The sequence below is a fragment of the Brevibacterium sp. Lmc1 genome, assembly GCF_057654315.1.
Window position 1 is genome coordinate 22,203 of the sequence record NZ_JBYFKL010000002.1, and the last position, 26,720, is coordinate 48,922.

Genomic DNA, 26,720 nt, shown 5'->3' on the forward strand with positions numbered 1-26,720 from the left:
CAGCTCGGTGCCCGGAACGCATACGCAAATGCGATGCAAGCGTCACGAGCTCACCCCAGTCATATGTCCGCACGGGATGGTCACCGGAACTTCGAAGGCCGAATGCACGTAAAGTTTCCAGATCCGCGAACGAAAATCCGAACCATCGCTCCGCATCTTTGGTCGTCACTGAGAAATCCCGATACTTCGGGTCGATCAGTGCAAGACGCTCGATGACTACTCTGGCCTTGTCTAACTGGGCGGAGATGAGAGACGTCCCGCCTTCTGGAGTTGTTGGCCGGATCGACACTTACTGGACCACGCTTTCGAGAATTCTCAATGCGGAAGCCTCCTCGTCGAGCATCGGATTAAATCGCAAAGCGATGGAGAGGCCACCTATCGTTTCGTTGAGGGTGATCCTGAATCGATGGGGGTCTCTGTAGTTCAGATGAACGGGGAAACGGTTCACCTTCGGTTCCGACGCCCAGGCAGCGAGATTTGGATCCGTCGCTCCGTGTCGCACAAAGTTGAAGTTGATGGGTTGCGTTGAGGTGTGCCGGATGGCTTCAATCGGGAGACTCATCGTCGTAGTTTTGCCCGCGGCACGTGGCCTATTCGCAAGCGCGCTCAAGAGTGCAGCCGTTGCCGCCTCCGCCGAGCCGACGTCAGCATGCCTCAACACCACTGGTACATTATGTGCAAAGTTCCCAACCAGCTGATTCTCTGGAGCTGAACGCTCATCAATGACGAAATCGATCACCACCGAAGTCTGCTCCGTTTCGCGCAACACCTGTGAACCGAAACGATGGAACAAAAGCTGAGGAACGCTCACCCCGCTGGCACGGGCAATCCGTCCAAGAGAATCAAGAGAGTCACCTGTGACATTCGCACGCAAGATCTTCAGGATAGCCGGTTTTGGAACCGGGCTATTGCTTGCGAGAAGACGTTCTTGGCTTTCCCAATAGCGCATAGCCGAAACGCGATCTTTCCTCACCGAGCGACGAGACACCGCGTCCTTGTAGGAAGGTCGGTCCACGCCGTCTTTGTTAGTCCCGAAGAGCTGCGACTCGAGGATGGCAATTGAGCGAGCATCGACGGCAATGTGCTGATACCCGAGAAGGATAATATGCCGGTCCGGCGCCAACCTTAGAAGTCGCGCACGGTATACGCCGTCAGACCATAGATCCCAATCAATGGCATCACGGTAGACACGCCACCTCAAGTAGTCGTGCACGACGGACTCATCAGTTGTATCGCTCACGTCCAACATCTCGACGTTGGCTTGTGTCGCCGACACACGCTGACGAATCGGCTCATGATTGGAGAAAGAGCACCTCAAAGCCTCGTTTTCAGCATGCAGTCCACGAAGCGAAACCACCACTGCTTCCACATCGATTTCGCCCGACAGCTCATAAGCACGTGCTATGAAGCCGCTGGCGTGATCGCCCTGGAGGTGCCTTTGGAATGGTTCCACTTGGCTGGGCAACATCGGCAACCACTCGCTCATATAATTACCTTCAGGTTTGTGCCGAGGTGCTCGGACCCATGCTGGACGTTCACTCGGGAGGGCAGGCTGAATTCGGGAAGGTTTGCCGCCAAATGCGACTGGACCGCCAAAGAATCGATCCAGGAACTATCAGTGACAACTCGGAGGTGAACTCGATCGCCCGCTGCCCCGGATCGGACGACTGCTTCGCAGTCAATGACACCAGCCAGCTGTCGGCAAAGAGCTTCGATCTCGTCCAAGGAAACCCTGAACCCATTAACCGATTTCAGACGGCCCAGGCGACCGGTCACCCTGATAAGGCCCTCGCAGTCTCGTCGGCCTAGGTCTCCGGTGGCGATTACGAAACCTGCGTTCTCGATTGGTGGGTTCTGCTCCCATTTGGGGCTGTGTGTAAGTACGCTCGAATTGCGAGCGAGAAGCACGATCTCGTCTGGATGCTCCCCGCTGTCGTACCCGAACTCGTGCCGGAGGCCTACTCTCACACCTGCGGCACCATCTCCGATAGGGACCGAAGTAAACTCGTCTGTGCCCGGCTTGGAGTTGGTCCGCTCTGAATCGAATTCGTGAAGACACGCGATCTGCGAGACTTCGGTAAGTCCGTACGCGTTGAACACCCTGCTGGAACGCTCCTTCAACCGCTGAGCCAAGCGCACATCAAGCATGCCCCCGCCGACGATAACGCGTAGAAGCGCTAAGTCGTTGGACGAAGCTGAATCAACCCTTCCAAACTTGGCAAGCGCCGGCGTCGTGTGCCAAGTTGTTATCCGATTGCGGATGAGAAATGTCGCCAAATGACCTGGTACTTTATGAACTTCCCGATCTGGCACTACAAGGGTGCCGCCAGTGATGATTGGGGCAAGCAAGTCACGCAACACCGGATCATGACCCAGGCCCGATAACAGCCCATACCGATCTTCGACACCGACCCCGAACTCATGGACGTACCATTCCATCTTAGATTTCAAGTCGCTAATGGTGGACGCGACCCCGACGGGGGTGCCCGTGGTGCCAGTAGTGAATAGGATGTGACTATATGCAGGGCTCGCAGTTCTACGCACGGGCCCTAAAGGAAGGAGGCTTGGGGCTGTTGACCCAACCTCTAGACGCCACGAGGCTCCCGTCGCGCGCTCCGCAATCGAACGCCTCGCTTCAGGTAAGCGCGGATCGAGGAGGACTGGAATTGCGCCCATACTCCACGCTCCGAGCAAACCGATAACCCAGCCCGGGGTCCTGCTGCCGGGGACCGCGACACGGTCCCCGGCCTGCAGGCCGCAACGGAGCAACCAATCATGACTCCCACACACATCTTCAAACAACTGCGAGTAGGTAAGAGCCGAACCAGCATGCTCCAATGCAATCGCATTTGGATTCGCTGTCGCAACGGTCCGGAGATGTGATATTGCGAAATGCTCCAAATCGTATCCAAACGTTGAAGAGGCCGAGAGCGAAGACCGCCACCAGCCGCACTGATCAGATACACATGGGTCCGCCCACGATGTCGTCCAATTCATTCAGATCGAGCTCGCGGATGTCGATTTTTTCGAAGCTGGTCATGCTACACCTCCTCCCGATAGATCACTCATCTGACTTGTAAGGTCGAGAACAGTGCCCGAAATACCGAAGCTTAGTTCCGGCATTCGGACGCATTCTCTAGGTCGATAATGCCACGAAGGGACGTTGGTGGGAAGGACGCGAGGCAGTTAGTCCTTCTTCGACGATCAAACAACAACTTGAACCCTCGCTCCTAGAAGGCCCTCTCTGCAGCAATGGCAGAGGGCCCTAAGCCCGGGACATATCGCTATCGAATCTGTGGTACGTCCCCAATTCTTGCTTGCCAGGGAATATAATTAGCTATATATTTGTCTATGTTAGACGTTTTTGGGGAGCTAATATGAATCACACCGCACTTCGCATCGACGCCGACGGAACCCACCGACTGGTGACCATTGGCAGCGACGACTGCATCCCTCGTGAGCTCGGCTGCAACTGCGTCGACTACGTGGTCTTCACTCTCACGGCCGCCGCCGAATCCATCGATGTGTGGGTCGACGACGAGGGCGCTTTCAACCAGGAAGCCAACGTGCTCGGCACCATCGCCCTCAAGGAGGTCTGTGGAACCAGCGCCACCGAGTACTTCGCCTACCAGCACGTGCTGTACGGTCCGCTCCTGATCACCGGCAGCGGGGAAGAGCTCTCATCCATCTCCGAGGCAGCTGCGCGCGCCATCGCCAGCAAGCTCGAAACTTACCTCAACGCCAACCTTTGACCGGGAAGGAGGAGCAATGTGCAGCACTCACAGCATCGTTGCCCTTCCCCTCCACTGCCATGACTCCATCAAAGAATCTCTCCAACCATGTCAGACCCCGGCGCTCTCCTCCGCTTACATGCGTAGGAGAGGAGAACATATGTGCGACACCAATCGCCGCTGCCCGGGGTGCAACAGCCCCTCTGCCCTAAACCGACACAACTGGCGTCGACGCCAGAACCGCGGGATACAGAAGGCACTGCGGAACTGGGCCAACGATGAAGAGAACGTCAAGGATCCCGCGGTCCGCGATTTCGTTCAGAAGCTTCCCCCAGGCAGAGCTAAACAATGGGCCCAGGACGCCGGCGCTCCCACCTGGATCGCCCAACCAGCACACACCAACCCTCAGAAACCCGATACCCCACCTCAGGGTCCTCGCTGGACGCCGTACAGCCACAACTACCCTCAGACACGAGCGGCGATCGCTACGGCGCTGTCGATACAGGGCAAGTCAGGGAAAGGACCTGAGGAGCGGCGACTGCTGACAGCGAAAATCGTCGATTCCACAGACCACAGCCAAGGAGTCAACGAAACCATCCGGGTCGAATTCGCAGACGGAGGCGAAGGATTCTTCAAACCTCTCGCCGGACAGGAAATCGACAACGAGATTTCACTCGGCCACGAGTACTCCATGCAGGCACAACACGAAGTCGCCACGTGGAAAGTGGCACAGCAACTGGGGACCAGGTACACCGACATGGTTCCGCCCACGGTGCTCAGGGAAGTCAACGGCGAATTGGGGACTCTGTCGAAAAAGTACCCTGGGGAAGACTTCAGCCCATTCACCGATCGCAACCAACTTGACCCTCATCAGGTTCACGACGCAGCTGTATTCGACGCAATCACCGGCCAGCGGGACAGGCACCCCGGTAACACACTCGTCTACCGGCGAACCCCCGAGCACCTCGGAATCACGCTCATCGATCACGGCTACGGCTTCACCAGGATCGGCGAATATGCCCACAACTTTTCAGTCTGGAGGATCTACCAGCAAAGCGAGAAGTTCACCAACGACAGCTCGCTCACTGAAGCTCACATCGAGGACCTCAAACGCCTCCGAGCCACCAACCTCGACTTCCTCCGCGGAATCGTCCACCCAGACCGAATACTCGACCGGCTCACACACATCGACTGCATGATCGAGCTGAAGAAGCTTCCCCCCATTCCCACCAACGGTAGATTCTGAACAGAACAGGAGAACCAGCCATGAACAAGATCGTCACCATCGAACGCAAGCTGCAGTCCACCGGAGAGTGGGAAACCATGGGCGCCTTCTCCTTCGCCGAGGACGGAACCATCGGCGAAATCCAAGGAGATCCCGAGTGGCTCATGGATCTCAAATTCGTTGACCGGGAGGCCGGCGGGCCCGTCACCCATGACTCTCACCCCGAGGCCTGGCTCCGTCAGCTGTCTCGTGAATACAACGGCCCGACACGGCGCCTCACGGTCGAGCCGAACCCTGAGGAAGTGTGATGGACACCGAACATGTCACTGAGCACCCTCTCACCTCTGCCAAACGAGTAGTCGACTTTGCTCAGCACGTGAAGCAACGCTTGGCAGCTCGATACGTTCAAGAGCGTGCGGCCGAGAGAGGGACCCAGAGACAACTCGCGGCAGAGCTCGGCACCAGCAAGTCGACGATCAATAGACTCGTCCACTCCGAGATCACCTATCGGCCTCAGAGCCAGGCCGAAGCAGGTGTCTGCGACGCAATCGAAGCTGCGGTCTGGGGAACTCCTCAGGCGATGAGAGAGAACTACATCGCGATTAGCGGCTCGATCATGTCCTGTCCCCGCTGTGGAGACCATAGTGAGGCCACCGGTCGGTTCTGCTCACAGTGCAGGTTTCCTTTCGACAGCACCTATCGCCCGCCTGCGGTAGCAACTCAGAAATGACATGATGGCTGCACCAAGGAGCCTCATGAACCGGTAGGGACCGCACCATGTCTGTCGAGATTCTCCAACCACACATCCTCTTTGACGGTGTCACCGGCATCGCCCACTACGAGACGATGCGATCGACACGTGTGGGATCTTTCGAAGACCGTGCCGAGGAGATCATTCGCGAGCTCCTCGATGCCAACTACTCAGCGTGGTGCGATGCAACTGGAACAATGGGAGGACTCCCCGATCTCTGGATCTGGGAGTCCGACCCATTTCTTCGCCAGACACCCATCCACTCTGAGGCCGCACTGCGCATGCACACAGCGTTGCAGATGACCATCGCCAACTGCTCGCCGGCGTACGACTGGAAGACACGGCCGGTGCACGAACCTGCCGAAGCAGCTCTCCCCTGGCTCGCCGGCCTCATCGACAACTAATCTATGTTTCACCGGCTCATGACACACTAGTCTGAACCGGCCGAGTTCACGTCCGGTATGCAGAATCTCTGCCGACCACGCGACATGGAGTTGCCGAATTGACCCACCGGATCCTCAGCACGCTCGAGGCCTGTGATCTCCTGCGGATCTCTCGATCGACTTTTCTCCGGCTCCAAGCAGTGTGGACTCGCCACTCCCCTGTCCCCTTCCCCGATCCCATGCGCGTCACCTCCCACCAGTTCTACTGGGACGAGGACGACCTCGTGAAGTGGAGGAGGGCCCACCGCAAGTGGCGCTATGCCGGGATCTTCTCCGGAGCAGGCTCCGACCTGATGACCGGCGGGCAAATCACCGAAGCTCTCAGCATCCCCACGGAGCGCCTGCGCACACACCGGCAACGAGACCAGTTCCCAGACCCTGTTGACCAGGTCGGGCGCAGCCCTTTGTGGACTCGCCAGAGCATCAGAGAGTGGATCCTCAATGCTGAGGTCGTTTCCCGGACGGATCTGCTGCCGAAGAGAACTGACTGGCAATGAACCAGTGCAGGCCCCCGTCGAACTGACCGTCGATGATCTCGGCGATCTCTGACGACGTGGACGGAATCTCAATGCCTTGATCCGTCAACCACTGCGCAGCTCGCTCAAGACTCATCCCCTCGAGGTAGCGATCGTAGCGCTCACACGCCATCACGGGTCCGGTTCCGGATGTACATGAGAATCTTGTCGAGCCGGTGCCCAGACCATCGGTCATCGTCTGTGACGACAACCGGCAATTCTCCAAACCCCATCGCTTTCAACGCTGGCACGGCACCTGGTGTCTCCTTGACATTGATCTCGGTGATGGCCACTCCGCGCCGCTCGAACTCGCCTTTAGTTCGAGTGCACTTGTTGCATTCATCGCTGGTGTACACGGTCGGATGACTTGTCATGGTATGTCCCCCTTGTTTGATTGCTGATTCAGATCTGGTGGGCGGCCCGCTCACAAGGCATCGGTGATACGCATCAGCCGGCGGCGGCGGCGCAGCCTCACCACCGCATTGAGAATGAACAACCCGACGACGAGGAGAACTACTGCCCCTCCGATGATGATTCGTGCCCAGTCAAGGCCGATGTCATCTCCGAACAAGGGCACAACGACGCCCTCTGCCGCGAGAATGTGGAAGTCGACGAGTGCCTGACGAAACGCCGGCACGGCGACGCCAAGCACGATGGACCCGATGCCACCGCAGGCGAGCAACAGAATGGTGATGATCTGCTCTTCTTCTTTGCTCCAGTTCATGATTGGTCCTTTCCTGTGTTGACAGAGACTTCGATCCCGACCTCCGGCCCAAACCGCGGGAGGGATTGCAGGTAGTACGCCAATGGGTGTTGGGCTATCTCGGCAGCGCAAGCCTCGGAGATCTCAATCGATATCGTGTCGTCGACGTCGACCTGGCCTTCGTGCCTGAGCTCCATGAGCAGCCAGGCATCGATGACCCGCTCCAACTCAGCGCTGATGGTATGTCCCCCTGTGTTCATCAGACGGTCCTCACTGTTCGTCCAGGAGGCCAGTAGCCTCAGTTTCGGAGTTGTCTGGTTTCCTCACAGGCAGCACTTCGCTCGCGTCGATTGCGAGCATCTCTGATTCGTCATCGTCGGTGCGGTAGTCAATACACCACAGATCCTCTTCTCCTGGATCTTCGATCGAGCCCTCGACAGCGACCCACTGTCCGTCCACCCTGACGAGATCTCCAGCTTCAACTTCACAAGCCTGGAGGTCCTCTGTTGGCATATAACCGTCCTCGGACTCCGCGGCTCGCTTGTCCTCGATCACAGCGTTGACGACCGTCTTGGTCGACACCGCGCGAGGCTTCATCGCTTCTTCCACGGAGATCTCGACGAGCTCTGCAGCCAGAACCTCCCGCCATTCGCTGTAGTCATCTCCATCGAATGGCTCTTCGACGATGTCGATCCTCAATGGCGGGTGCACAGCCTCCGCCGGTCGCAGACTCTCCAGGATTGCCATGTCGGCATCGTTTCCCGATTTCTTAGCTCTCCGAGGGTCCGGGGTCCAATACACTTGGACCTCCCCCGGTGCACCGTCGACGGTCACCGCGGTGGCTCGACCCTTGACTCCCTTCGGCAGCGCGATCCCAGTCGATGGAGAGTTCCACATCATCTGCGCACCCTGTGGCGAGAGGCTGCCCAATGCCGCTCTGGCCGGGAAATTGTCACGCATCTCCCCGCCCAAAAAATCCGCGTCGGGACGCTGGGTGCCCATAAGCAGATGAATGCGCGCGGTACGTCCCTTACGGGCAAGGCTGCCGATCCACTCAAACACGGGGCATTTGGTCGGCATCCCCTTTTCCTTGACTGACTGGTACCAGCCGGTCACCATGGCGACGAAGTCACGGTACTCGTCGAGGCACACGATGAGAGGTTCGAAGTCGTCCTCGTCTGCTTCGCCGGCTTCGATGAGGGAGTAGCGATACTCCATCAGTTCCCACGCCTTATAGATCATCGCGACCTGCTCCGAAACTTGCGTGGCCACGATCTGAATATTGGGCCAGCCGCGCAGACCCAGGAACTCGACTCTCTTGGGGTCGGAGACCCAGATCTTCCAACCGCGCGCTGCCGCTTCGATGAGGATCCCGATGATGAGCACGGTCTTGCCTGTGCCCGTTCGGCCGACCACGATCATGTGCGGTCCGGCTGCTTTGAGATCCCACGCCACGATGCGGCCGTCTTCGTCTTCGGCGTAGGGCAGGATCGTATCTTCAACCTGGCCAAATGTGTCTGGGCGAGGGTGCGGGATCGACAGCGGCATTGTCGGGCGGAGTTCGAACTGGACGGTGTCATCGGTGAGGTTCCAATCCGGGCGCCACCGTCCCGGCAGGAGAGCGTTCACTGTCATTTCGATATCACGACGGACTGAAGCCTTTGCCCACTTTCGATCGGTGTCATATTCGACAGAGAGCTGTGTCGGTAACGGCTCGTCATCCTCGTTGAGGGCCACCGATACTGCTGCCGAATCTCCGAAGACCTGTTTGGCCAATGCGGTGGTTTTGGTTTTGAAGACCGGATCCGGTTCGGGTTCCTCGACCGGGGCCGCGAAGCCGAGAGCGAGCACGCATGCTCGAGAGTCATACCGGGTGATGTCGTAGTCCATTCCGGAACGTTGAGACACCTTGTCTGCCACCGCCATACGCCAGTCGATGCTCTCTTCATCCATGCGAGCTTCGAACCGAATCCGAATGTCGGCGGGCGCCCCGATGAATCGATCGAGCGGTCGTTTGAAGTCTCCGGGCACCCAAGAGCGGAATTGGTAGTCCCGTCGTGATGGCCTCTTGGTGTCGGAGATCAGCACGGCCAGTGATTCGATGATGCGATCTGCGAGCTCGTCTCTGCGTTGCTTGCGCCACCCGAAGATCGACACGAGTCCGGCAGCCACAAACCCCAGAATCAGGATGGCTACCAAACTCCAGAGCGGCCATCCTCGGATCATGGCGGCGATCGCGCAAGCGACTGCCGCTCCCCCGGCGAGGACCATGCCCCATGGCCACATCACCGTTCGCGGCGTCAGACCGACCGAAGATCCTTCGCTGAATCCGAGGTCCTCCAATCCGCTTCTCTTCCACGGCTCGAATGGGTTCTGTTTCATGCCATCTCCTCGAGTTGCTCTTTACCGATATAGGCCACTTCGAGGAACCGGATCTGACATCTCCCAACAACAATTCTTGGTATGTCCCGCCGTGCGTGGTGACGTCTGGTGAACTCTTGCGATGTCAGCAGAAACTACATTTGCAGTTTCTCTGTCTTGACACATCTGCTAGACTCGCTTGTGACTCGGTCAGACGGAGCTTGCTCCGGAGGGCAAGAGGCCACAAGCGGCCCACCAGATATGTAAGAATTCCCCGCCCTTCATCCCCAGATATAACCGGACTCCACCCTGTCGAAGCATGACGATTTGAAGCACTTTCGCACGAGTCCACAGAGAGGGCCGGCACCCCCGATGACTGGGTGCCGGCCCTCTCTGTGCGTCTGCCAGATGGACTGCTACACGGGTTCGATCTCCTCGGCCAACCACCGCTCATTGTGGTGCCGCAATCGCACCTTCATCGTGAAGGTGTCATAGGTGATGGTCACCCACACGGCGTCTGCAGTGGAGGCCTGTTCGTCGAGCTCCACGCTCTGGTATGTCCCCTGTGGAACGTTGCGGATGTCGACCGACTCATACGATTCAGCAAGACGATCGGTCATCATCTCGCTCATCGTGTCTGTCCACTCTTCTTGTCCCCCGCTCGTGTCGACGAACGCGATCGCTAGCTGTTCGGCTGCCGGCTTCCAGGTCTTGAACCATGGCTCGTCGACGGGAAGGGCGCCCGGGCCCGATTCCGGTTCTCCGCTCTCACCTTGCTCCTCTGTCAGTCGGTCAATCTCATCCGGATCCGGTTCGGACTCCTCGGATGGAGTCGCTGTCGCAGAAGGGGTCTCTTCTGCCTCCTGAGCGGCTCGAGTCTCGTCGCGATTGCGGATTCCGTTGAAGATGAGTACCCCGACGAGCACGACGAAGACTCCCAATGCTGTCCACTGTTTCCAGGACCATGGTTTCACTGTCATCACTTCCTATCGCGGGCCATGAGTGTTTGGTTGCTCATTTCGGGTAGCCCCAGTACTCCCAGTGCCAGGGCTCAGGCAGTGACCCGCCGGGCTCTGCCCAGTCCGGATGCTTCCACCCAAATTTCATCGCATTGTCCTTCATCCACTCATGTTCCTTGGTCCCGAAATTGTTGATGCCAGTCCCGAGGTCAAGAGCCATTGCCCAGCCGTGATTTGACGTTCCTGGCGTGGCGGCCAGATTGCCCTTGTTCTTCTTCGTTTCGACCTGCTCGGCATAGGTTCTGTAGGAGTCGGTGACGCCGATGTTGTATCCGAACTTCGCTTTGAACTTCGCGTTGAGTTTGTTGAAGTCAGCGGCCGCATCGGGTCGCAGGTATTCGCCTTTCGCCCATGGGATCTCATCGAGCTCTTCAAGCGGGATTGTGCCGTTGTCGTAGCCTCCCCATTTGCCGGGTTTGGTCTTCCCGTCTCGGTCGTCCCAGTCGCCGGAACCGCCGCCTCCGCCGCCTCCGCCGTCGTCGCATTCCACCGTGGTGCCTCCGACCAAGGCGCGGGCTACGCTTTCGTGTTTGTCATAGGCGTCGGGGAACGCAGATCGCTGCACTTTCTGGCCAGCGGTGCCTGGCTTCATCTCTTCCCAGCCATCGATGTCGGTCAGGCCTGGGATGTGATAGCCCTCGGGGCCGGCGGCTGCGGACTTCTCGGCCTCGCTCAACCCCTCCAGAGTAATGTCGACGCCTTTGAAGAAGATCTTCGCCGCGTAGTCGACGTCGGTGACCTGTTCGAGTGTGCCGTACCAGCCTGGCTTCTGCCGCTGTTGAAAGACCCCCGCGTCGCCATCTCCGTTGGGCTGGTCGATACCCGGGGCAGAGCCCAGCTGAGATTCCTGCATCGCAACCATGATTGCCACGACCGCGGCCTCCTCAGGCATCTTCTCCTCCTCGGCGACCACGATGATAGCCTCGGCGTTTTTGCGCATCGGCGCAGTGACGTCTTTGACCACGTCATCGCCCTCGACCACCGCGGAGCAATCGCCACCGCCCGCATCTTCGCCGGAACCAGCCATCAGCGGCACAAACATGATCAAACCGCCAGTGCCGACGATGACGACGAGGGCGAAGAATATCCCCGCGATGGTCCATAGCAGCTTGCCCATCGTCTACACCGAAGCCATAGACTTGCCCTTGCTCGCGCTCGGGCTCACGGGAGGCGCCGACTTCTTCGCGTTCGCTGCATCTGAAATCATCTTCTGCAGCTCCTTGTCCATCGCATCCATCTGCTGCGGCTTGTTGCCGGGCAGATTGTGGTTGCGAGGGTTGACGACTGAGGGCCCGGCCTTCCGGCTTGAGGATCCGTGCGGCCAGGAGTCTCCCTTGGACTGCTTCAGACGCTGGTTGACGCGATCTGCGGCACCAATCGTCGTGGTGCCGATAGTGACGGCTTTGCCCACTGCTGCAGTCGGTGGGATGAAGGTCATGACCTGGCCGGCAACCTCCGTACCCTTGAGGACACCGCGAGCGACCTTCGCTCCTGTCTTGGTTTTCGGCTTTTCCTCAGCTTTAGCCTGGGCGCTGGGCTGAGGTGTCGATGTAAGCTCGGTCGGCTGCGGAGACGGAATCAGCTGCTTTTCCGCAGCTCCCGCTGTTGGAGTCACAGGGGAGTTGGACGGACTACTGGGCGCAGAAGGAGTCGGTGCGGGAGGAGCGCTGGGCCCTGACGGTCCTCCACTGGGAGCGACCGGAGTTTTGCCGGCAGGTGCCGAGACCGGACGGGGCGCCGTGTTTGGTGCAGACGATCCCGAACCGGATCCCTTGAACTTGGCCATCAGGCTTGCTGCACCTTTGACCGCTTCGACCGCGGCCATGGCCTTGAACGGGCTGGCCTGGACCGGTGTCGGCATCGCCCCTCCACCTGTCATCTGGTTGAGCGCATCGCCGAGGCGATTTCCTTGCTTCTTCAACTTCCTGCGCATCACGAACGCGATGATCAAACCGAAGATGAGCAAGACGTTCACCATGATCTGCCTGATCACGTAGACCTGGGTGGGTATCGTTTCGAGGAAGTCTCTGGTCAGATTGATGTAGACGGCGATGAAGACGAGGAAGAGCACAACGTAGAGGCACTCGAGGCCCGCGTGTGAGATGTTGCGCCATGCGAGGCCGCGGATCCCGCCTGAGATCACGCCGCCGGGAGCTGTGAACATGAATTTGATGGCTTCCCACATCGCCATGATCGCTGACCAGACGAGCAGTGCCAGAAGTCCCCCAAGGAACAGGTTGAGCACACTGTTGCTCAACAGCACTATCACAGCGAGGCCTGCAGAGAGCATCGACGTGTTGTCGGCCCATTCCTTCAGCGGCTTGTGGCAGTCGCCCATCGCTCCACGAGGATCAGCACCGTCCTTGATGCCCATCTTCTCTTTGTCCCCCTGAACTGCTTCGGTGTAGGTCTCCTCGCAGTCGGTCCCGTCGACGATCTGACCGAATGAGAGCACCTGGTGTGGTTGGCGAACGAAGATGTCGATCAGTGGGGCGATGATGGCGTTGTCGACGTTGAGGTCACTGTCTCCGGTGGCTGCTTCCGGGTCGACCAGGACCACGGCTGCCTCAGACCCGTACTTCTGGGCATTCATCAGAGCTCCGTCATCGCCTGTCAGCAACGAGACCGGATTGGAGAGGACTCCAGTGGCCAGACCGGCGACGATCATCGCGATGAAGATCTGGCCCAAGGCTCGGATGGAAGCACCTTTCAACGCCATGACGCCGGCGATCAGTCCGGCGATCACACCGAACAGACCGACCCATCCGATCGAGCCGATGAACTTCTCCAGAGCGTCAGCCACGTCTTGAATTGGTGGTGTGATCCAGTCCAGCCACTCCATGTTGAAGATCGTCTTGGCGAAGTAGAGCAGCAGGCTGATGATGTAGCAGTAGCAGACCCAGAGCAGGTTGGTGATGGTGAAGGCCAGGAACCCTGTCCAGTTCGTCATTCCTCCCTCGTCGATGTCGAGGTCGAGGAACCAGCCCATCTTCACCCCGTGGGAGTCTTCCATGTTGAAGCCGGGGAGGAACGCTGCGGGAGATCGGGAATCGACGAGGCCATCGGCCACGGCTGGGCCGGCCGTCCAGAGGAGTATCTGAAGCAGACCGATGCCGAGGAGGATTCTGCCTTTCCGCGTGGTCCGCAGCCACCTGCTGAATCGTGAGAGCGTGCTGCGGACTTTTCGGAGCTGGCGCAGCTTGTAAGTGATTGCGTTCATGGTCACACCTCCGCGAGCATCTCTTGCTGCTCCCGCAGCGCGGCTTCGCCAGGGGAGGCTTTTGCCGCGATGTGCCGGATTTTTCGGGCTGGTGGGAGCACTTGGATTCGGCCGGGACGGCCTCGGGAATCGCGCATGAATCCTTCACCGCGGCGGTTTTCATCGACTCCGTCTTCACCGTTTTCCAGCACGGTGACTGGCGAGGTGTCCTCTGTCAGCTCTTTGACGAAGTCTTCGAAGGTGTCGTCCGTTTCGTTGAAGCCCAACCACTTGAGGGATTTCCTCGCCAGATTGTCGTCGCGGTGGCGCATCACGATCCGGGTGGGAATCAGCCCACGCAGGGTGTCGGATCCAAAGTCGGCCTCGGGATCATGCGAACCGAGAAGAACGCTCGCGAGGGCCTTGCGTCCCTCACGGATGAACGTCATAATCTCGGCCTCGCCCTCAGGCGACCCTGTCACGTGATGTGTTTCGTCGACTCCAAAGATGGCCAGCTTGCTGCGATCGGCGAAGCAGTACCGTCGCCCCAGCGCAGCCAACAGGGCGTAGACCGCACGGCCGAAGATCTTGTCCAACCGCATCTGAGTGAACAAGTGCTCGCTCTGCAGCTCGTCCTTTGTCGGTAAGTTCACGCCGCGGGTGGCCGCGACGACGGCACGCGCTCTGATGTCCAATGGCGGGAGCGAGTCATCAAACATCGCCCGGGCGAACTTCTTCTGAGCGAAGTTGCGCAGTTTCTTGCCGATGGCCTTCGCGTTCTCGACTTCGCACGCATCGCTGAGCATGTGCTCAAGAAGCGTCGTCGTCGAGTCGATCCCGAACTCGGTGAGGTATTCCGGGTCGAGGAGTTCGGACAGGGCCGTGCCGTCCGTCGATCGCAGGTCCAGGCTTAGCAGGGGCGCGAGGAAGGACTGGAGTGCCTCTCCCCCTTCTTCTTGGCCCAGGATCCGCAGCGGATCGATCGATCGTTCCGGTTCCTTGAAGTCGACGATTTCGGACCCAACTACCGATTTGAGATAGATCGCCCATTCCGCCGAGTCTGAGTGGTCGATCATGAAGGCCGAGCCACCGCGGTCGACGACGCCTCCCACGATCTTCTTCATGCAGAATGATTTGCCGGCGCCGAGCTCGCCGGCGATACCGATCGAGGCTGACACTTCGAGAGTGGTCGAGGCACCCTCCAGGTCGAGGATGACGATGTTGTTGCGCCCGCCGCTGCGGTTGAGAGCGAAGCACATCCCGATATCGTCTCCGAGTGCGTTCATGGCCATCGGGACGCTGCTGGCGGCGTTTCGAGAGGTCGTCAGCTGTGCGTAGTCACGGACGAGCCGGGATCTAACGGAGCCTGGCTGCATCGCGTCCCACAGCTCTTCTTGGCCGCCGATGGGCATATGCAGCTTGTACTCGAAGACGTTCTTGAACCATTGTGACAATGCCTTGGCGTTGGCCTTACTGCTGGCGACATCGGCGCCAGATACAGCGAAGATTGAGGTCACCTCGACCTCGACTTCGTTTTCAGTCGAGTCGAGCTCAGCCACATATGCTCGTTGCTCGGCCATCGAGCGATCGAGGTCGGTCCGGCCGAGGGCTGCCTGGTCGCCTTCCCGCTGGTCGACCTGCTCGTAGACCTTCTTCGATGCCGAACGATTCTTCCGTGCTGCGTTCTCCTTGCTTGAAATCTTCCACCGGTCGACGAAATCGACCTCTAGGCCTGTTTCATCCAGCCTGTTCAGATACTCAGAACCAGGAAATTCGACGCCTCCAGCGGGAACCCCTGACAGGGCCAGCAACGTCTGATAGGAAGACTCGTCTGAGCCGGGCTGGGTTACTTTAAGTACAGGCCGGGTTTTCGCGATGTGCACCGTCCGAGCGGTCTCGTCTGACTGAGCTCCTTCATCGATTACAGGAGTCGGAATCACCGATCCCTGTTGCGCGTGGAGGATGGTCTCCTCGTCCGTTCTCTCGTTGATCCCCATCCGCGATCCGGGTACCGCGAAGTCGATCGACAGACCCCGGGACTGAGAGTGGTGGGCGATCCAGACGTAGTCCGAGACCGTGGCACGGCGGGGATGGAATGCCTTCGGGAGGAAGTCCTCGATTTCCCGCATCTGTCCCATACGGAATGCGATGTCCTCCTGCGGCGGCAGGCCAGAACCGAGATCTGCGGCTCGCGTGGCTTGCCTCACTCCCGCCTTGAGCGGTTCGGTGATCATCTTCAACCCGGGGTTGGACAGGGGCACGGCCATCCAGAAGGCTCGTGAGCCCATTGGGACGTCCTCGAGCACATCCCAGGTGGCCTCGACCTCCGCTGCCCATTCCGGAGCTTCGTTCAGATCGATGCCTTCAATCATCCGGCGCACAACCCCCGCGGGCCCTTCTGCTGTAGTCAGTCCGAGGAGCAGAACTTCACCGCGTAGCTGCTGCATCATGACTTTGTGCAGGTCCCTGACGGTCTTTCGGTCGCGTTTGCTCCTCAGGCCGTAGGCAACGCCTCGCATGCGCCACATGGCCCAGACAGAGCCGTTGTGAGTCCAGAGCAGATTGCCTTGGAGATGGGCGTAGGTGTCGTAGAGGGTTGAGGTGCCGGTAAACATGTCAGCTCACTTTCTGTGATTGGGCGATTAGCCTCTCGAGACCCGTCCGTGGGAGCTCTGTCACGGACTGCGGTTCAGGTGATACAGGCTCGTCCTGTGTTGTGGGTTCCGGGTCTGGTTCGACTGCTGCGTCTACCTCCGCATGTGCTTCGGTGACGGAATCCTCATCTGCCAGTGCTTCGGCCTCGAGGAAGAGAGGCTGTACGGAGATGGCAACGTTCGCTCGGTGAGGTCGACGTAGTCGAGGCGCTTTCCCGTGGTATGTCCCTGTCCGTGGTGACTGCAGAGCGTTAACGAAGCTCGACACCAAGGCGGTTGGATTGCGTGCGTCGAGAGGGATATGGCCGGCCAGCAGTGCCGCAGACATCGCTATGACTGCTGCAACCACCAGATCGGCAAGGATCGCTCCTGTCGACCACATACCGTGGAAGAGATACAGCCCGGCGCCGGTGACGAGTAGCGCGATGAGCTGGTAGACGGTATAGGGGCCGCCCCAGATCTTCGACCCGTCGGGCATTTTTCCGATGAGCATCGGAATTCGACGAGCTTGGCTGAAGAACTTCGCAACCTCGGGTGTCTGCTGGCGGTCTGTAGTGCTCATCCCACATCAACCACCGTTGGCAGATCCCCAGCAGCATCGATCGTCAGCACCGCTTCCGAAGGGGTGCCCATGACCTGTTCCTCGACCTTGTCCTTGCCGAAGTCGATGTTGGTGCCGCCCCAGTAGATCAGCACGCCCACGATGAACCCTGTCAGGGCGCTGAGCACGGTTCGGCCTCCGAACGCGATGATCACTGCAACGATCGAAGCAATGAGCAGCAGGACCCCGTCGAAGGCTTCTGTGAACTGTGACGTTTGATCATTGATCCAGCCAGTGACTCCACCTTCTGCCACAACGGTTGGTGCCGTGTATGCCAGGTTCGCGATATCGGTGTACATGGTGGTTCATCCCTTTCAATTGGTGGGGGTGGGTTCCGGCGACCCTGTTTGGGTCGACGGGGGTTCTGAGGGTGAGGCGTCAGCCTCATCGGGTGATTCCGTAGCGGGAGGCTGCGTCAGGGCTTTGACTTCCCAGCGGCCGTCTCGGCTGAGGATGCTCATCGAGTACTGCAGCGGGATGCTTTCCCCTGCCGCGGTCTTGCCAACGGCGGTGACCAGGATGTCGTTGGCATCCCCTGCGGTCGGTTCATCGATCTCAACATCAGTGGCTTGCACCTTGGAGACGGTCACCGAGGTGAACGCGGCTGGGTCGACCGGAGCGATGTCACTGCCTGGGGTTGTCAGTCGGGACACGTCTCCGTTGCCGGCCAAGAGTGCGTTGAGGAATTCGCCGCTCATCACTGCGATGGCGCCAGTGGCGTTGAGGTCCTCACCGTAGGCAAGTGCTGTGCCGGGTGCTGGGGATGGGAGGGACACCATCGAAGGTGCCCGTTGCGCAATCGCTTCACCACTGGATTCGACGCGGACGGGAATTTCGAAGTGGCGTGTGGTCCATGTGACTTTGTCGTCTTGGCCCTTGGCCTTCTCGGTGGACTTTGTGTCAACGGCGACGACGACCGACCACAAACCGGAGTCGCTTTTCGTGGCGCTGACGACAGAAGGATGAGCAATCTCCATCGCTTTGGTCTCAAAGCCTCGAGTCGAGGCATCCGCGAAGTACTGCCCTAGTGAGTCGGAGTCTGCGCGGGTGGCGGTCAGCCACTTGGAGACCACCATGACACCGAAGGCACCGGCTCGGTCGTGCTCAGTCAGTGCAGCCGCATCGGTTCCCGCTTCTACCGCCGGAGGAGGCGGGGCTGGCTCGACTTGAAGAACCTGAACGAGGGCGACTGGCCCGCAAGCGATGGCTGCAATGACTGTGTACCCAACTGCTTTGCGGATCCACGCGTTGTGTTGGGTGGAGACCATCACCCGGCCAGCAGGTGATTCCTCTTCATCGCTCTCAGCGGCCTTCTTTGCGAAGAACCGCGGGAACTGGAACGGCTGCTTTCGGGAGCGCCGCGGTCGACGCTGTTCCTCCCCGGCCTCGACACCATCAGCATCATCGACCGTGTCCCCGGTCGTTTTCGTCTTAGTCAGCAGTCCGAGCATGATGTTCCCTCCTCGTTGTGCAGCACAGTGGAGGCGGGCCTGGAAGGAGCCACATCACCTTGAGTCCCGCCTCCACTGGCTGGTCTTGTGCAGGAGACCTCGTCGATCCTGCTGGTCTTGGTCACTGCTGAGACCCCTTCCGCGGCCAGAATGCGATGAGCCGCTTCTCGAGCGCACGGGAGATCCTCTTGCAGAAAGTTCGACAGAGCGTCCTGACACGCGAAGGACCAGGGGCGCTCCACAACCGCCTGAGCGAGTTCCTTGAGCCTCTGCTCTGCGGTCACAGTGAGCGCCATATCCGGGATATTCGCGGATGTCATCAGTCCTCCTCTGGCGGGCCTTTACCGATATAAGCCCTCAGAATTGGCCAGATCTGACACCAGTGGCAGAACTTTCTCCAGAATTTTTTCCTCAGATTTCATCCCCTCTGACCAGGAACGATGCCGTTAATCGAGAGCGGACCGCGTGGTATGTCCCTTGAACACTTCGCGACAATCGAGAATCCAGGCGAGAGCGGCTGAGGAGCGTGGGTGGCACCACATCACGAACAAGGAGCCACCCATGTCACGCACGATCTCCACCACCCCGCACTCTCTGCGCCAACTCACTGAAGAGTGGAATGAACGGCGCTACTCCGACGCAGCTCGACACCGTTTCGACGAATGGACCGCCCAGTACCCGGCACTGCGAGGCTTCGAACTCGCAGAGATCCCCTTCCGGATCTCCACACTCCCCCGCAACGAAGCCGACGCCATCCTCCACAGCCTCATCTCACTCGCCCAGGCGGGGCATTCCCTTGCCGGCCGTTGCATCCTGACCGCCTTCGCTCCGCGCATCATCCGCCTGGTCGACCACCCCTCGGTGAAGGCCCAGTACACCGATCGCAACGACATGTACGCACATGTCATCGCAGCCACTTGGGAGACCATCGGCACTTACAACCTCGCCCTCTCCACCAAGGTCGTCGCGAACTTCGCAATGGGCATGCTCAAGCACGCGGTCCCCTACACCGTCAGCAAGGTCGCCAAACACGAAACCTGCTGCCTCTCCCCCGACGAAATCCACACCTACAGAGCCTTTGAGGACTCCCCGCACACCGATTCGCGCTCCGCTGCCGCACAGGTCGACGTCATCCTCACCTGGGCTGAGGAGAAGGACGTCCTCACCCCAGCGAACATTGAGCTTGTCCGGGCCTACTACCTCACCCACACCGGCCATGAAGCTCGCATCGAACTCGCAGCTCGCCTCGGAATCAGTCGTGATGCCCTGTACCAGCGGGTTCACCGGCTGCTCTCCCGCCTCCAGTCCGCCCTCGCCAACCACATCAAGCAGGGCAACATCTCCTGACACCTGCCTGCATGTGGCCGCCCCCTGCGTACTCTGGCGGTCACTGGCTATGCACCCTGACATCTTGCTTACACTGGCACCCTCCGGCCGCGCCAGGCTATATCTTGTTATATCTTGTTGACTCTGGTGATATAGCCATATATCTGGCTATTCATGGTGGCGTCTGTCGGATTCTGGTTATCCTGCCAGACTTCTGGTATGTCCCCCAGTTTTCTGGCACGGTCTTCATACGTCTGCATGAATAGCCCTTGCTTCGGCTTACACACCATGTTTCTGGTGATGCTTTCAATCGTCGCCAACATGTATTAATATATGTGGTGATATACACCCACATCACCGCATACAGCCTTAGATCCTGGGAGGACACCAATGCTCACCGCGGCACAGACCAACGCACTCAGGCGCGTCGTCACGATCATGAATCAGAAGGGGGGAGTGGGTAAGACCTCCACATCGACGAATACCGCCGGCGCTCTTGCCTCGAACGGATTCAAGGTCTGCCTCATCGATCTCGACTCCCAGTGCAGCACCGGAGCTGACCTCGGCTTCAAATCAGCCGGCCTCAGCGATAACGGCGCAGCACTCTATAAGGCTGTTTCGTTCGGTGAAGAACTTCAGCCACTGAAAAACGTTCGCCCGAACTTGGATGTCATTCCTGCCGGAGCCCACACCGCGGATCTTGCGGATTACTTCCAGTCTCGGAATCGTAACTCGGTAGGCACCCAGCTCGCTGAGACTCTCGCCCCTCTGGCGCCTCGGTACGATGTGGTCCTCATCGACACGCCGCCGAACTCACCGGTCCTCATGGACCAGGCTCTCCTCGCCGCCCGCTGGCTCGTCATCCCAACCCGCACAGATTCCGAGTCCATTGACGGTCTCACGCGACTCGCTGAGCGAATCGGTCGGATCGCTGAGCACAATCCCAACCTCACTGTGCTTGGAGCACTCATCTTCGGCACTTCAGGACGATCGACAGCATCCGGCATTGTCGGCAGCGCGAGGAAGGACCTCGAAGGAGTCCTCGGCGACGTCGCCCCGGTCTTCGACACCTTCATTCGATACGCAGAGTCGCCAGCCCGAGCCAGCCGTGAACGCGGACAGCTCGTTGCCGAACTCGCACAAGCTCTGATCGAAAAGCATGACGCCTCTGACCTCACCAAGAGCGTCATCGGGCTCGCAGACGACTACAAGCGGCTCGCCGAGGAGATCGTGCGGGCCCTGGCCAACGCAGAAGAAGAAGCTGCTCGAGCTGAAGGAGTCCAGGCATGAGCACCGAGGGACTCGGCCGAGATCGGTCACCAGCTACACACCAGACCAACGCCTTCGCCATGCTGAAGAAGACGGCACAAGACGAACAGCCCGCCCCGGCAGCCGCTCCTGCGCCGAAACCCGAATCTGCAGGTGAGGAAACCACACGCGAGAACAAACCGAAGACACCGACGAAGGAGAAAACGAAGAGAGCAACAGAAAGCCGACCTCGCAAGGCCGAAAACACCGGGGGAGTGGAACCGCCCGAGCCCACGCCCACTCATGACGAGACCGAGGTGCCGCAGTCGGATAGCAAAGAGCGCGTCACCGAGCTGGTGACTCTCTACATGCCGCTCGATCTGCGTGCCGAGTTCAAACGCCGCGCCAAGGCCGAAGGTGCCACCCACCCGGGTCTGGCCTTCACCGCGGTCGAAGTCGCCTACCCCGTCCTCGACGAAATCCTGGGGCAGATCGTCTCCCGCCCCGTGGAAACCCCCACGGTTTCACTGTTCCAACGCGCAGGGACGCAGGCTCGCGCCCGCACCACCCACAAGAAGGACTACGGCGACCTCCAGTTCCGGATCACCAAGACGAACGCAGCCATCCTCGACGGTCTGGTCGAAGAGTTCAACGCACCATCACGCAACGTGCTCATCACCACCGCAATACGCCACTACCTCAACTACCCAATCACCGATGAAGAGTAAGGACCCTGCATGACCACCGAAGCGCCTCCCCGTCCTACCGAGGCACCCAACCCCAGCCCCGAGGTCCCAGCTCGGAAGGCGAAGAAGAGAGTGAATCTCACCTACGTCGCCGGCGCCGTGGTGCTCATCATCCTCGGTGCTCTCGGCGTGTACTTCGTGACCAATCAATTCACGAACGCCACGCAGGTCGTCGCAGTCACCGACACCCTCAAGCGTGGAGACACTATCGAAGGCGGAGACGTCACAGCATTCGACATCCCCGAAGACCAAGCAGGAGGATTCGTCTCCGCTGAGTCCATCCAGGACCTCGTCGGCCAGAAGGCTCTCGTCGACATACCCAAGGGCTCACTGATCACCCCAGAGTCAATCGGTGCGAACGTCACGCCTCCCAAGGGATATACCGTCGTCGGTTTGTCCTTGGCACCTGGCCAGCTCCCCAGCACTGATCTCACAGCCGGTGACGCTGTTCGCATCGTCGATACCCCGGGCGCCCAAGGAGATCTGCCAGAAGGAAAGCCCCTGGCCACGACAGCGCAGGTGCTCTCCACCGGCACCATCGACCAGTCCGGCAAGGTGCTTGTCGACGTGCTCGTCTCCACAGATGACGCACCCCAACTGGCGGCCCGAGCGTCAACCGAAACGATTGCGCTGATCCTCGATGCGCCCGGTGAAGAGAGCGGAGGCTCTGACGATGCCTAGTATCGGACTCAGCAGCATCGCAGGCGCCCCCGGTGTCACCACACTCGCACTCGCGATGTCATACACCGCAACGACCAGCACTCTGATCGTCGAAGCAGACACGTCGCGGTCCTCAGCGATCCTCTCGGGCTACTTCCAAGGCACAGTCGCCCCCGACCGCGGGATCCTCGAGCTCGCAATGAAATCAAGCACTCATCGCCTCGAACCCAACGACCTGTGGGAAGAGGTCCTGCAGATCGATTCCGATGGTCGCCAGTACCTGATGCCAGGCCTCTACGACCCCACCGCGGCGAAAGGAATCGACCACACCGTGTGGTCCACTCTCGGCGATTGGACACGGTCCATGTCTGGGGGAGTCACTCCGATCATTGACTTCGGTCGACTCTCCCCTCAGGACCGCAGGCAGGGGCTCCTGACCTCTGTCTCTCATCTCGCGATCGTCTGCCAGGCGACCTTACCCAACGTTCTCGCGCTCCAAGGAGCCCTCGCCTTCCTAGACGAACTCCTTCCCCCCGACATGATCGACAGCCGGCTGGGGTTGATCCTCGTAGAGCAACCGGGGATCGTGAACTACTCCGACCGGGAGATTGCTCACCGCATCGGAGTGCCCGTGTGGGGGAGGGTCAAGCACGATCTGAAGACAGCGATGGCGTTCTCCCATCACACCCGTGACCTCGCCGAGAGCCGAGCAGACCGGCGCAAGGCCATCCGCAAATCACCGCTCCTGCGGTCGGCTCAGTCCCTGCACGCATCGATCAAAGCCCGCGACGAACGCGATGCCCAGATCGTCACACCGGAAGGAGCCGATGCCCTGTGACTCCCCGCAACGAAGATCCCGCTGCACCGACTCTCGACAGCATCCCCGATTTCACCACCCGCCGGGCGCCGGCGTCGGCGACTGTACCGAACCCTCACTTTGCTGCAGCCGCACGCCCGCCCGCAGCACCGCCTCGTGCAGTCCCGGTCGTCGCTACTCGCGAATCGGAATCGGCTTACACCGACTCCACACCCATCGACTGGAAACTCGTCACCGAGCTGCGCATCAGCGCTTCTGAAACCCTCGCCGCCCGCTTCGGACATACCAATGCCAGCCTCGGGGAAGTCTTCGCAGAGACCAACCGGGCCGAGCTCGAGCACGCGGCCAAGGACATCATCAAGGACGCCGTCCAAAGCCGTCGCCGAGACACCATCAGCCGAGGGGAGAACTGGTCAGACGGCTTCACCTTCAGATTGCACCAGGCCGTGTTCGATGCGATCTTCGGCCTCGCCCAATTCCAGAGGTTCGTCGATGACGAGACGATCACCGATGTCCATATCGACGGCATCGACAACGTGTGGATCATCCGCGGGGACGGCACTCCCGAACGGTGGCTCGAGCCCCTGGCCGAATCCGACACCGATCTCATCGCCCTCGTCCAATACTTCGCCACGAAAGAGGGCCGAGCTTTTGACCGCGCCAACCCCCGCCTCCGCCTGGCCTTGGGTACCCATGTTCGTCTCACCGCCGAACACCCACCCATCGCCCGCAGAGTCAGCGTCAAACTAAGAATGCACCGCACGGTCGGTGCCACCCTCGAGTCTCTCGCCAGCACGGGGATGCTCACCCACAGCGCCACGGACTTCCTCCGTGCAGCCATTCGAGCTCACAAGAACATCGTTGTCGCCGGCGACCGAGGCGTCGGCAAAACCACGCTCCTGCGCGCGCTGGCCAACGCCCTCGACCCCGCCGAACCTCTCGTCACCATCGAGGGGGAGAGAGAGTTGCACCTCGACCTCACCGGACACCACCAGATCGCCACGAGCCTCGAAGCCCAACCTGGAGCGGGCCTGGTCGACGTCACAGGCCGACGTACCGGTGAGATCGTTGCCGACGATCTCGTCGAAGACTCCATGCGCCTTGGTGCACAGCGCGTCATCGTCGGTGAAGTCCTGGGAAGCGAAATCAACGCCATGTTCCAGGTTATGCAGGCCGGCGCCGGCTCCCTGTCCACCATCCACTCTCGCAGCGCCGGGGATGCCATCTCTCGTATGGCAGGGCTGGCCCTCAAATCCGGCAACGTCAACCCTGAATGGGTGCACTCCGAGATCGCGGCGCACATCGACTTCATTGTCTACGTCCGCAAAGTCATCGACGACAAGAACGTCCTCCACCGATGGCTGTCCGACATCGTCGAAGTCGTACCGACCTCCGCGGATCCGGTCCGTGCCACGATCAATCCGATCTTCGAAACCATCGGCCGCACCTACACGGCAGAGCTCACACACCCACCCTCAGACTCCGTCAAGCAGGAACTGGGCTGGGCTGGGCTACCCGAGAACTTCTTCACCAGGAGCGCATGATGACAGCCCTCATCGCCTCCCTGTCGACTGCGGCAATTCTCACGGGAATCTTGCTGGCAGTCCTCTCGACCCGAGTCTCACCACTCCGGAAGAAGACAGCCCGATCCACGCTTCCGGGTGCGCGCAAGAAGACGCTGGTCCTGATCGGGGCTGGGCTCATCATCGGAATCATCATCGCCATGATCACCGGCCTCGTCCTCGCTGTAATCATCACTCCACTGGCCTTTGTGGGCGTGCCCTATCTCCTCGGTGGGGGAAACGGAAGGTACCGGATCCAGCGCTTGGAAGCCCTCGAAGCCTGGACCCGCACCCTCACCGGTCTGACCATCACTGGTGCGACCATCGAACAAGCACTGTCCGCCAGCTATTCCACCGCGCCGAATGAGATCAAGAGCGAGCTGCAACACCTCATTCAACGAATGGATGCGGGATGGTCGACTCCACAGGCACTTACCGCCTTCGCGGAAGAGCTCGACGACCCCACCGCCGACTTCATCGTGGCTGTGCTGACCATGTCGACGACGATGCGCGGCCCCGGCCTGGCAGACGCTCTTGAGGACCTTGCCAGCATTGTCGCGCAAGAGGCGCAGGCACGCCGCACGATCGAAGCCGACAGGGCCAAACCACGGTCCACGGCTCGCTGGGTCACCATCATCGTTGCTACCGGACTCGCCGGCTTCACTCTCACCGGATACCTCGCCCCCTACGCCGAAACAGCCTCCGGACAGGCCATCCTCGCTGTCCTCATCGGCTGCTTCATCCTCCTGCTTCTCTGGATGAAGAACATCGCCAAGGACAAGCCGGCCCCCAGAATTTTGGAAGGACCAGCATCATGAGCACACCACTCATTCTCGCCTCAGGCGCCTGCATTGCTCTGGGGGTCGTAGTCCTCCTCTGGCGGCTGCTGCCGTCGACTCCCGATCTCGGCGCAGCGATGAAGAACTTCAGCGGCACCGACCGCCGCCACTCCGATACGAAGGCCACCGGCCAGCAGGCCCAGATCGAGTCGTGGCTCTACACTCACGTTCCATCGTTTCTGCTGGCCCACATGCCCACCCGCAATCTCGACATCGTCGGCACCAGCTACGCTGCTCACCTGACCAAGAAGGTCACCGTTGCCGGGGCCCTTCTGATCGCCCCAGTCTTCGTCAGTGCCGCGCTCTGGGTCATCGGGGTACCCATTCCTCAGATCACCTTGCTGTCCCTGCCACTGGCACTCCTCGGATGGTTTCTCCCCGACTTCGACCTCAGCAAGCAAGCGGCCAATGCTCGAGAAGAGTTCCACCTCACCGTCGCGACCTACATCGAGCTCACCGGGATGGCCGCCAAGGCAGGGCTCAGTCCCTCACAAGCCCTTGAAGTTGCAGCCGAAAGCGGAAACTCCTGGGTCTTCGAGCGTCTGCAGAACGCGAACTTCCGCTCACGCTTCGCCTCGGAACAGCCGTGGGTGGGGCTCACCCGCCTCGCCAAGGACTCTGACGTTCCCGAGCTGACCGAGCTCGCCGACATCATGCGAGTCGGCGCCGAGCAGGGGTCAGTCGTCTACGAGTCACTTCGAGCCAAGGGACGAACACAGCGCCTCGGGATCCTCAACCGCGAATCAGTCACCGCGAACGAAGCCACCGAGCGAATGACGATCCCCATGACACTCCTCGGAATCGTCTTCGTGCTCATCCTCGTTGGACCATCGCTCATGAACCTCCTGACCGCCTGAGCAGAAAGAATC

General features: G+C 59.9%; 26 protein-coding genes. 13 read left to right on the plus strand and 13 right to left on the minus strand.

Annotated elements, in window-relative coordinates:
- Nucleotides 1–289: 289 nt before the first annotated feature.
- Entirely contained in the window at nucleotides 290–1,486 is a 1,197-nt protein-coding gene (locus AC239G_RS18900; protein WP_487490165.1) for a condensation domain-containing protein, read from the minus strand.
- Nucleotides 1,483–2,997: an AMP-binding protein gene (locus AC239G_RS18905; protein WP_137211060.1), complete on the minus strand. Its 1,515-nt coding sequence runs from the start codon at nucleotides 2,995–2,997 to the stop codon at nucleotides 1,483–1,485. Before AC239G_RS18905 ends, AC239G_RS18900 begins: the two co-directional genes overlap by 4 nt.
- 380 nt (nucleotides 2,998–3,377) lie before the next feature.
- Here AC239G_RS18905 and AC239G_RS18910 point away from each other — a divergent pair, with 380 nt between their 5' ends.
- The 5 genes from AC239G_RS18910 (at nucleotide 3,378) to AC239G_RS18930 (ending at nucleotide 6,647) form a co-directional block, all read left to right on the plus strand.
- Nucleotides 3,378–3,752, plus strand: coding sequence for a hypothetical protein (locus AC239G_RS18910; RefSeq protein WP_137211059.1), 375 nt, complete (start codon nucleotides 3,378–3,380; stop codon nucleotides 3,750–3,752).
- Between the two features lie 139 nt (nucleotides 3,753–3,891).
- Entirely contained in the window at nucleotides 3,892–4,977 is a 1,086-nt protein-coding gene (locus tag AC239G_RS18915; RefSeq protein ID WP_137211058.1) for a hypothetical protein, read from the plus strand.
- A gap of 20 nt (nucleotides 4,978–4,997) precedes the next feature.
- Nucleotides 4,998–5,264, plus strand: coding sequence for a hypothetical protein (locus AC239G_RS18920; RefSeq protein WP_137211057.1), 267 nt, complete (start codon nucleotides 4,998–5,000; stop codon nucleotides 5,262–5,264).
- A gap of 469 nt (nucleotides 5,265–5,733) precedes the next feature.
- Complete coding sequence (locus tag AC239G_RS18925) at nucleotides 5,734–6,111, plus strand: hypothetical protein (protein ID WP_137211056.1); 378 nt, start codon at nucleotides 5,734–5,736, stop codon at nucleotides 6,109–6,111.
- A gap of 218 nt (nucleotides 6,112–6,329) precedes the next feature.
- Nucleotides 6,330–6,647, plus strand: a complete 318-nt coding sequence (locus AC239G_RS18930) for a hypothetical protein (RefSeq protein WP_137211055.1) — start codon at nucleotides 6,330–6,332, stop codon at nucleotides 6,645–6,647.
- 140 nt (nucleotides 6,648–6,787) lie between these two features.
- Here the strand turns inward: AC239G_RS18930 and AC239G_RS18935 are convergent, their stop codons facing one another.
- The 11 genes from AC239G_RS18935 to AC239G_RS18985 all read right to left on the minus strand — a co-directional run bounded on the left by AC239G_RS18935 (nucleotide 6,788) and on the right by AC239G_RS18985 (nucleotide 18,653).
- A complete protein-coding gene (locus AC239G_RS18935; protein WP_137211054.1) occupies nucleotides 6,788–7,039 on the minus strand; it encodes a glutaredoxin domain-containing protein in 252 nt (83 codons plus the stop codon).
- 50 nt (nucleotides 7,040–7,089) lie between these two features.
- Nucleotides 7,090–7,389: a hypothetical protein gene (locus tag AC239G_RS18940; protein ID WP_487490166.1), complete on the minus strand. Its 300-nt coding sequence runs from the start codon at nucleotides 7,387–7,389 to the stop codon at nucleotides 7,090–7,092.
- Entirely contained in the window at nucleotides 7,386–7,628 is a 243-nt protein-coding gene (locus AC239G_RS18945; protein ID WP_487490167.1) for a hypothetical protein, read from the minus strand. The genes AC239G_RS18940 and AC239G_RS18945 overlap by 4 nt, the downstream gene beginning before the upstream one ends.
- A gap of 10 nt (nucleotides 7,629–7,638) precedes the next feature.
- Nucleotides 7,639–9,750 carry an FtsK/SpoIIIE domain-containing protein gene (locus AC239G_RS18950; RefSeq protein ID WP_487490168.1) on the minus strand — a complete coding sequence of 704 codons (2,112 nt, stop codon included), beginning with the start codon at nucleotides 9,748–9,750 and terminating at the stop codon, nucleotides 7,639–7,641.
- A gap of 395 nt (nucleotides 9,751–10,145) precedes the next feature.
- On the minus strand, nucleotides 10,146–10,709 hold the full coding sequence (locus tag AC239G_RS18955) for a hypothetical protein (protein WP_487490169.1): 564 nt from the start codon (nucleotides 10,707–10,709) through the stop codon (nucleotides 10,146–10,148).
- 34 nt (nucleotides 10,710–10,743) lie between these two features.
- Nucleotides 10,744–11,865 carry a M15 family metallopeptidase gene (locus AC239G_RS18960; protein WP_487490170.1) on the minus strand — a complete coding sequence of 374 codons (1,122 nt, stop codon included), beginning with the start codon at nucleotides 11,863–11,865 and terminating at the stop codon, nucleotides 10,744–10,746.
- 3 nt (nucleotides 11,866–11,868) lie between these two features.
- Nucleotides 11,869–13,968: a hypothetical protein gene (locus AC239G_RS18965; protein ID WP_487490171.1), complete on the minus strand. Its 2,100-nt coding sequence runs from the start codon at nucleotides 13,966–13,968 to the stop codon at nucleotides 11,869–11,871.
- A gap of 2 nt (nucleotides 13,969–13,970) precedes the next feature.
- Nucleotides 13,971–16,562: an ATP-binding protein gene (locus AC239G_RS18970; RefSeq protein ID WP_487490172.1), complete on the minus strand. Its 2,592-nt coding sequence runs from the start codon at nucleotides 16,560–16,562 to the stop codon at nucleotides 13,971–13,973.
- 1 nt (nucleotide 16,563) lies between these two features.
- The gene (locus tag AC239G_RS18975; protein WP_487490173.1) at nucleotides 16,564–17,163 is read right to left on the minus strand and encodes a hypothetical protein; all 600 of its coding nucleotides are present in this window, start codon (nucleotides 17,161–17,163) and stop codon (nucleotides 16,564–16,566) included.
- Nucleotides 17,160–17,501 carry a hypothetical protein gene (locus AC239G_RS18980; protein ID WP_487490174.1) on the minus strand — a complete coding sequence of 114 codons (342 nt, stop codon included), beginning with the start codon at nucleotides 17,499–17,501 and terminating at the stop codon, nucleotides 17,160–17,162. Before AC239G_RS18980 ends, AC239G_RS18975 begins: the two co-directional genes overlap by 4 nt.
- A gap of 15 nt (nucleotides 17,502–17,516) precedes the next feature.
- On the minus strand, nucleotides 17,517–18,653 hold the full coding sequence (locus AC239G_RS18985) for a conjugal transfer protein (RefSeq protein ID WP_487490175.1): 1,137 nt from the start codon (nucleotides 18,651–18,653) through the stop codon (nucleotides 17,517–17,519).
- Nucleotides 18,654–19,214: 561 nt separating this feature from the next.
- Here AC239G_RS18985 and AC239G_RS18990 point away from each other — a divergent pair.
- The 8 genes from AC239G_RS18990 (at nucleotide 19,215) to AC239G_RS19025 (ending at nucleotide 26,708) form a co-directional block, all read left to right on the plus strand.
- Nucleotides 19,215–20,000 (plus strand): hypothetical protein, encoded by a 786-nt coding sequence (locus AC239G_RS18990; protein ID WP_487490176.1) that lies wholly within the window; start codon nucleotides 19,215–19,217, stop codon nucleotides 19,998–20,000.
- A gap of 369 nt (nucleotides 20,001–20,369) precedes the next feature.
- Nucleotides 20,370–21,269: a ParA family protein gene (locus tag AC239G_RS18995; protein ID WP_137210794.1), complete on the plus strand. Its 900-nt coding sequence runs from the start codon at nucleotides 20,370–20,372 to the stop codon at nucleotides 21,267–21,269.
- Nucleotides 21,266–21,955, plus strand: coding sequence for a hypothetical protein (locus tag AC239G_RS19000; RefSeq protein ID WP_487490133.1), 690 nt, complete (start codon nucleotides 21,266–21,268; stop codon nucleotides 21,953–21,955). The genes AC239G_RS18995 and AC239G_RS19000 overlap by 4 nt, the downstream gene beginning before the upstream one ends.
- A 9-nt stretch (nucleotides 21,956–21,964) precedes the next feature.
- Nucleotides 21,965–22,654 (plus strand): SAF domain-containing protein, encoded by a 690-nt coding sequence (locus tag AC239G_RS19005; RefSeq protein WP_023164812.1) that lies wholly within the window; start codon nucleotides 21,965–21,967, stop codon nucleotides 22,652–22,654.
- A complete protein-coding gene (locus AC239G_RS19010; RefSeq protein WP_487490134.1) occupies nucleotides 22,647–23,471 on the plus strand; it encodes a CpaE/TadZ family protein in 825 nt (274 codons plus the stop codon). The genes AC239G_RS19005 and AC239G_RS19010 overlap by 8 nt, the downstream gene beginning before the upstream one ends.
- The gene (locus AC239G_RS19015) at nucleotides 23,468–24,994 is read left to right on the plus strand and encodes a TadA family conjugal transfer-associated ATPase (protein ID WP_209326332.1); all 1,527 of its coding nucleotides are present in this window, start codon (nucleotides 23,468–23,470) and stop codon (nucleotides 24,992–24,994) included. The genes AC239G_RS19010 and AC239G_RS19015 overlap by 4 nt, the downstream gene beginning before the upstream one ends.
- Nucleotides 24,991–25,830 (plus strand): type II secretion system F family protein, encoded by an 840-nt coding sequence (locus AC239G_RS19020; RefSeq protein ID WP_209326333.1) that lies wholly within the window; start codon nucleotides 24,991–24,993, stop codon nucleotides 25,828–25,830. Before AC239G_RS19015 ends, AC239G_RS19020 begins: the two co-directional genes overlap by 4 nt.
- Nucleotides 25,827–26,708 (plus strand): type II secretion system F family protein, encoded by an 882-nt coding sequence (locus AC239G_RS19025; RefSeq protein ID WP_137210802.1) that lies wholly within the window; start codon nucleotides 25,827–25,829, stop codon nucleotides 26,706–26,708. The genes AC239G_RS19020 and AC239G_RS19025 overlap by 4 nt, the downstream gene beginning before the upstream one ends.
- Nucleotides 26,709–26,720: the final 12 nt, after the last annotated feature.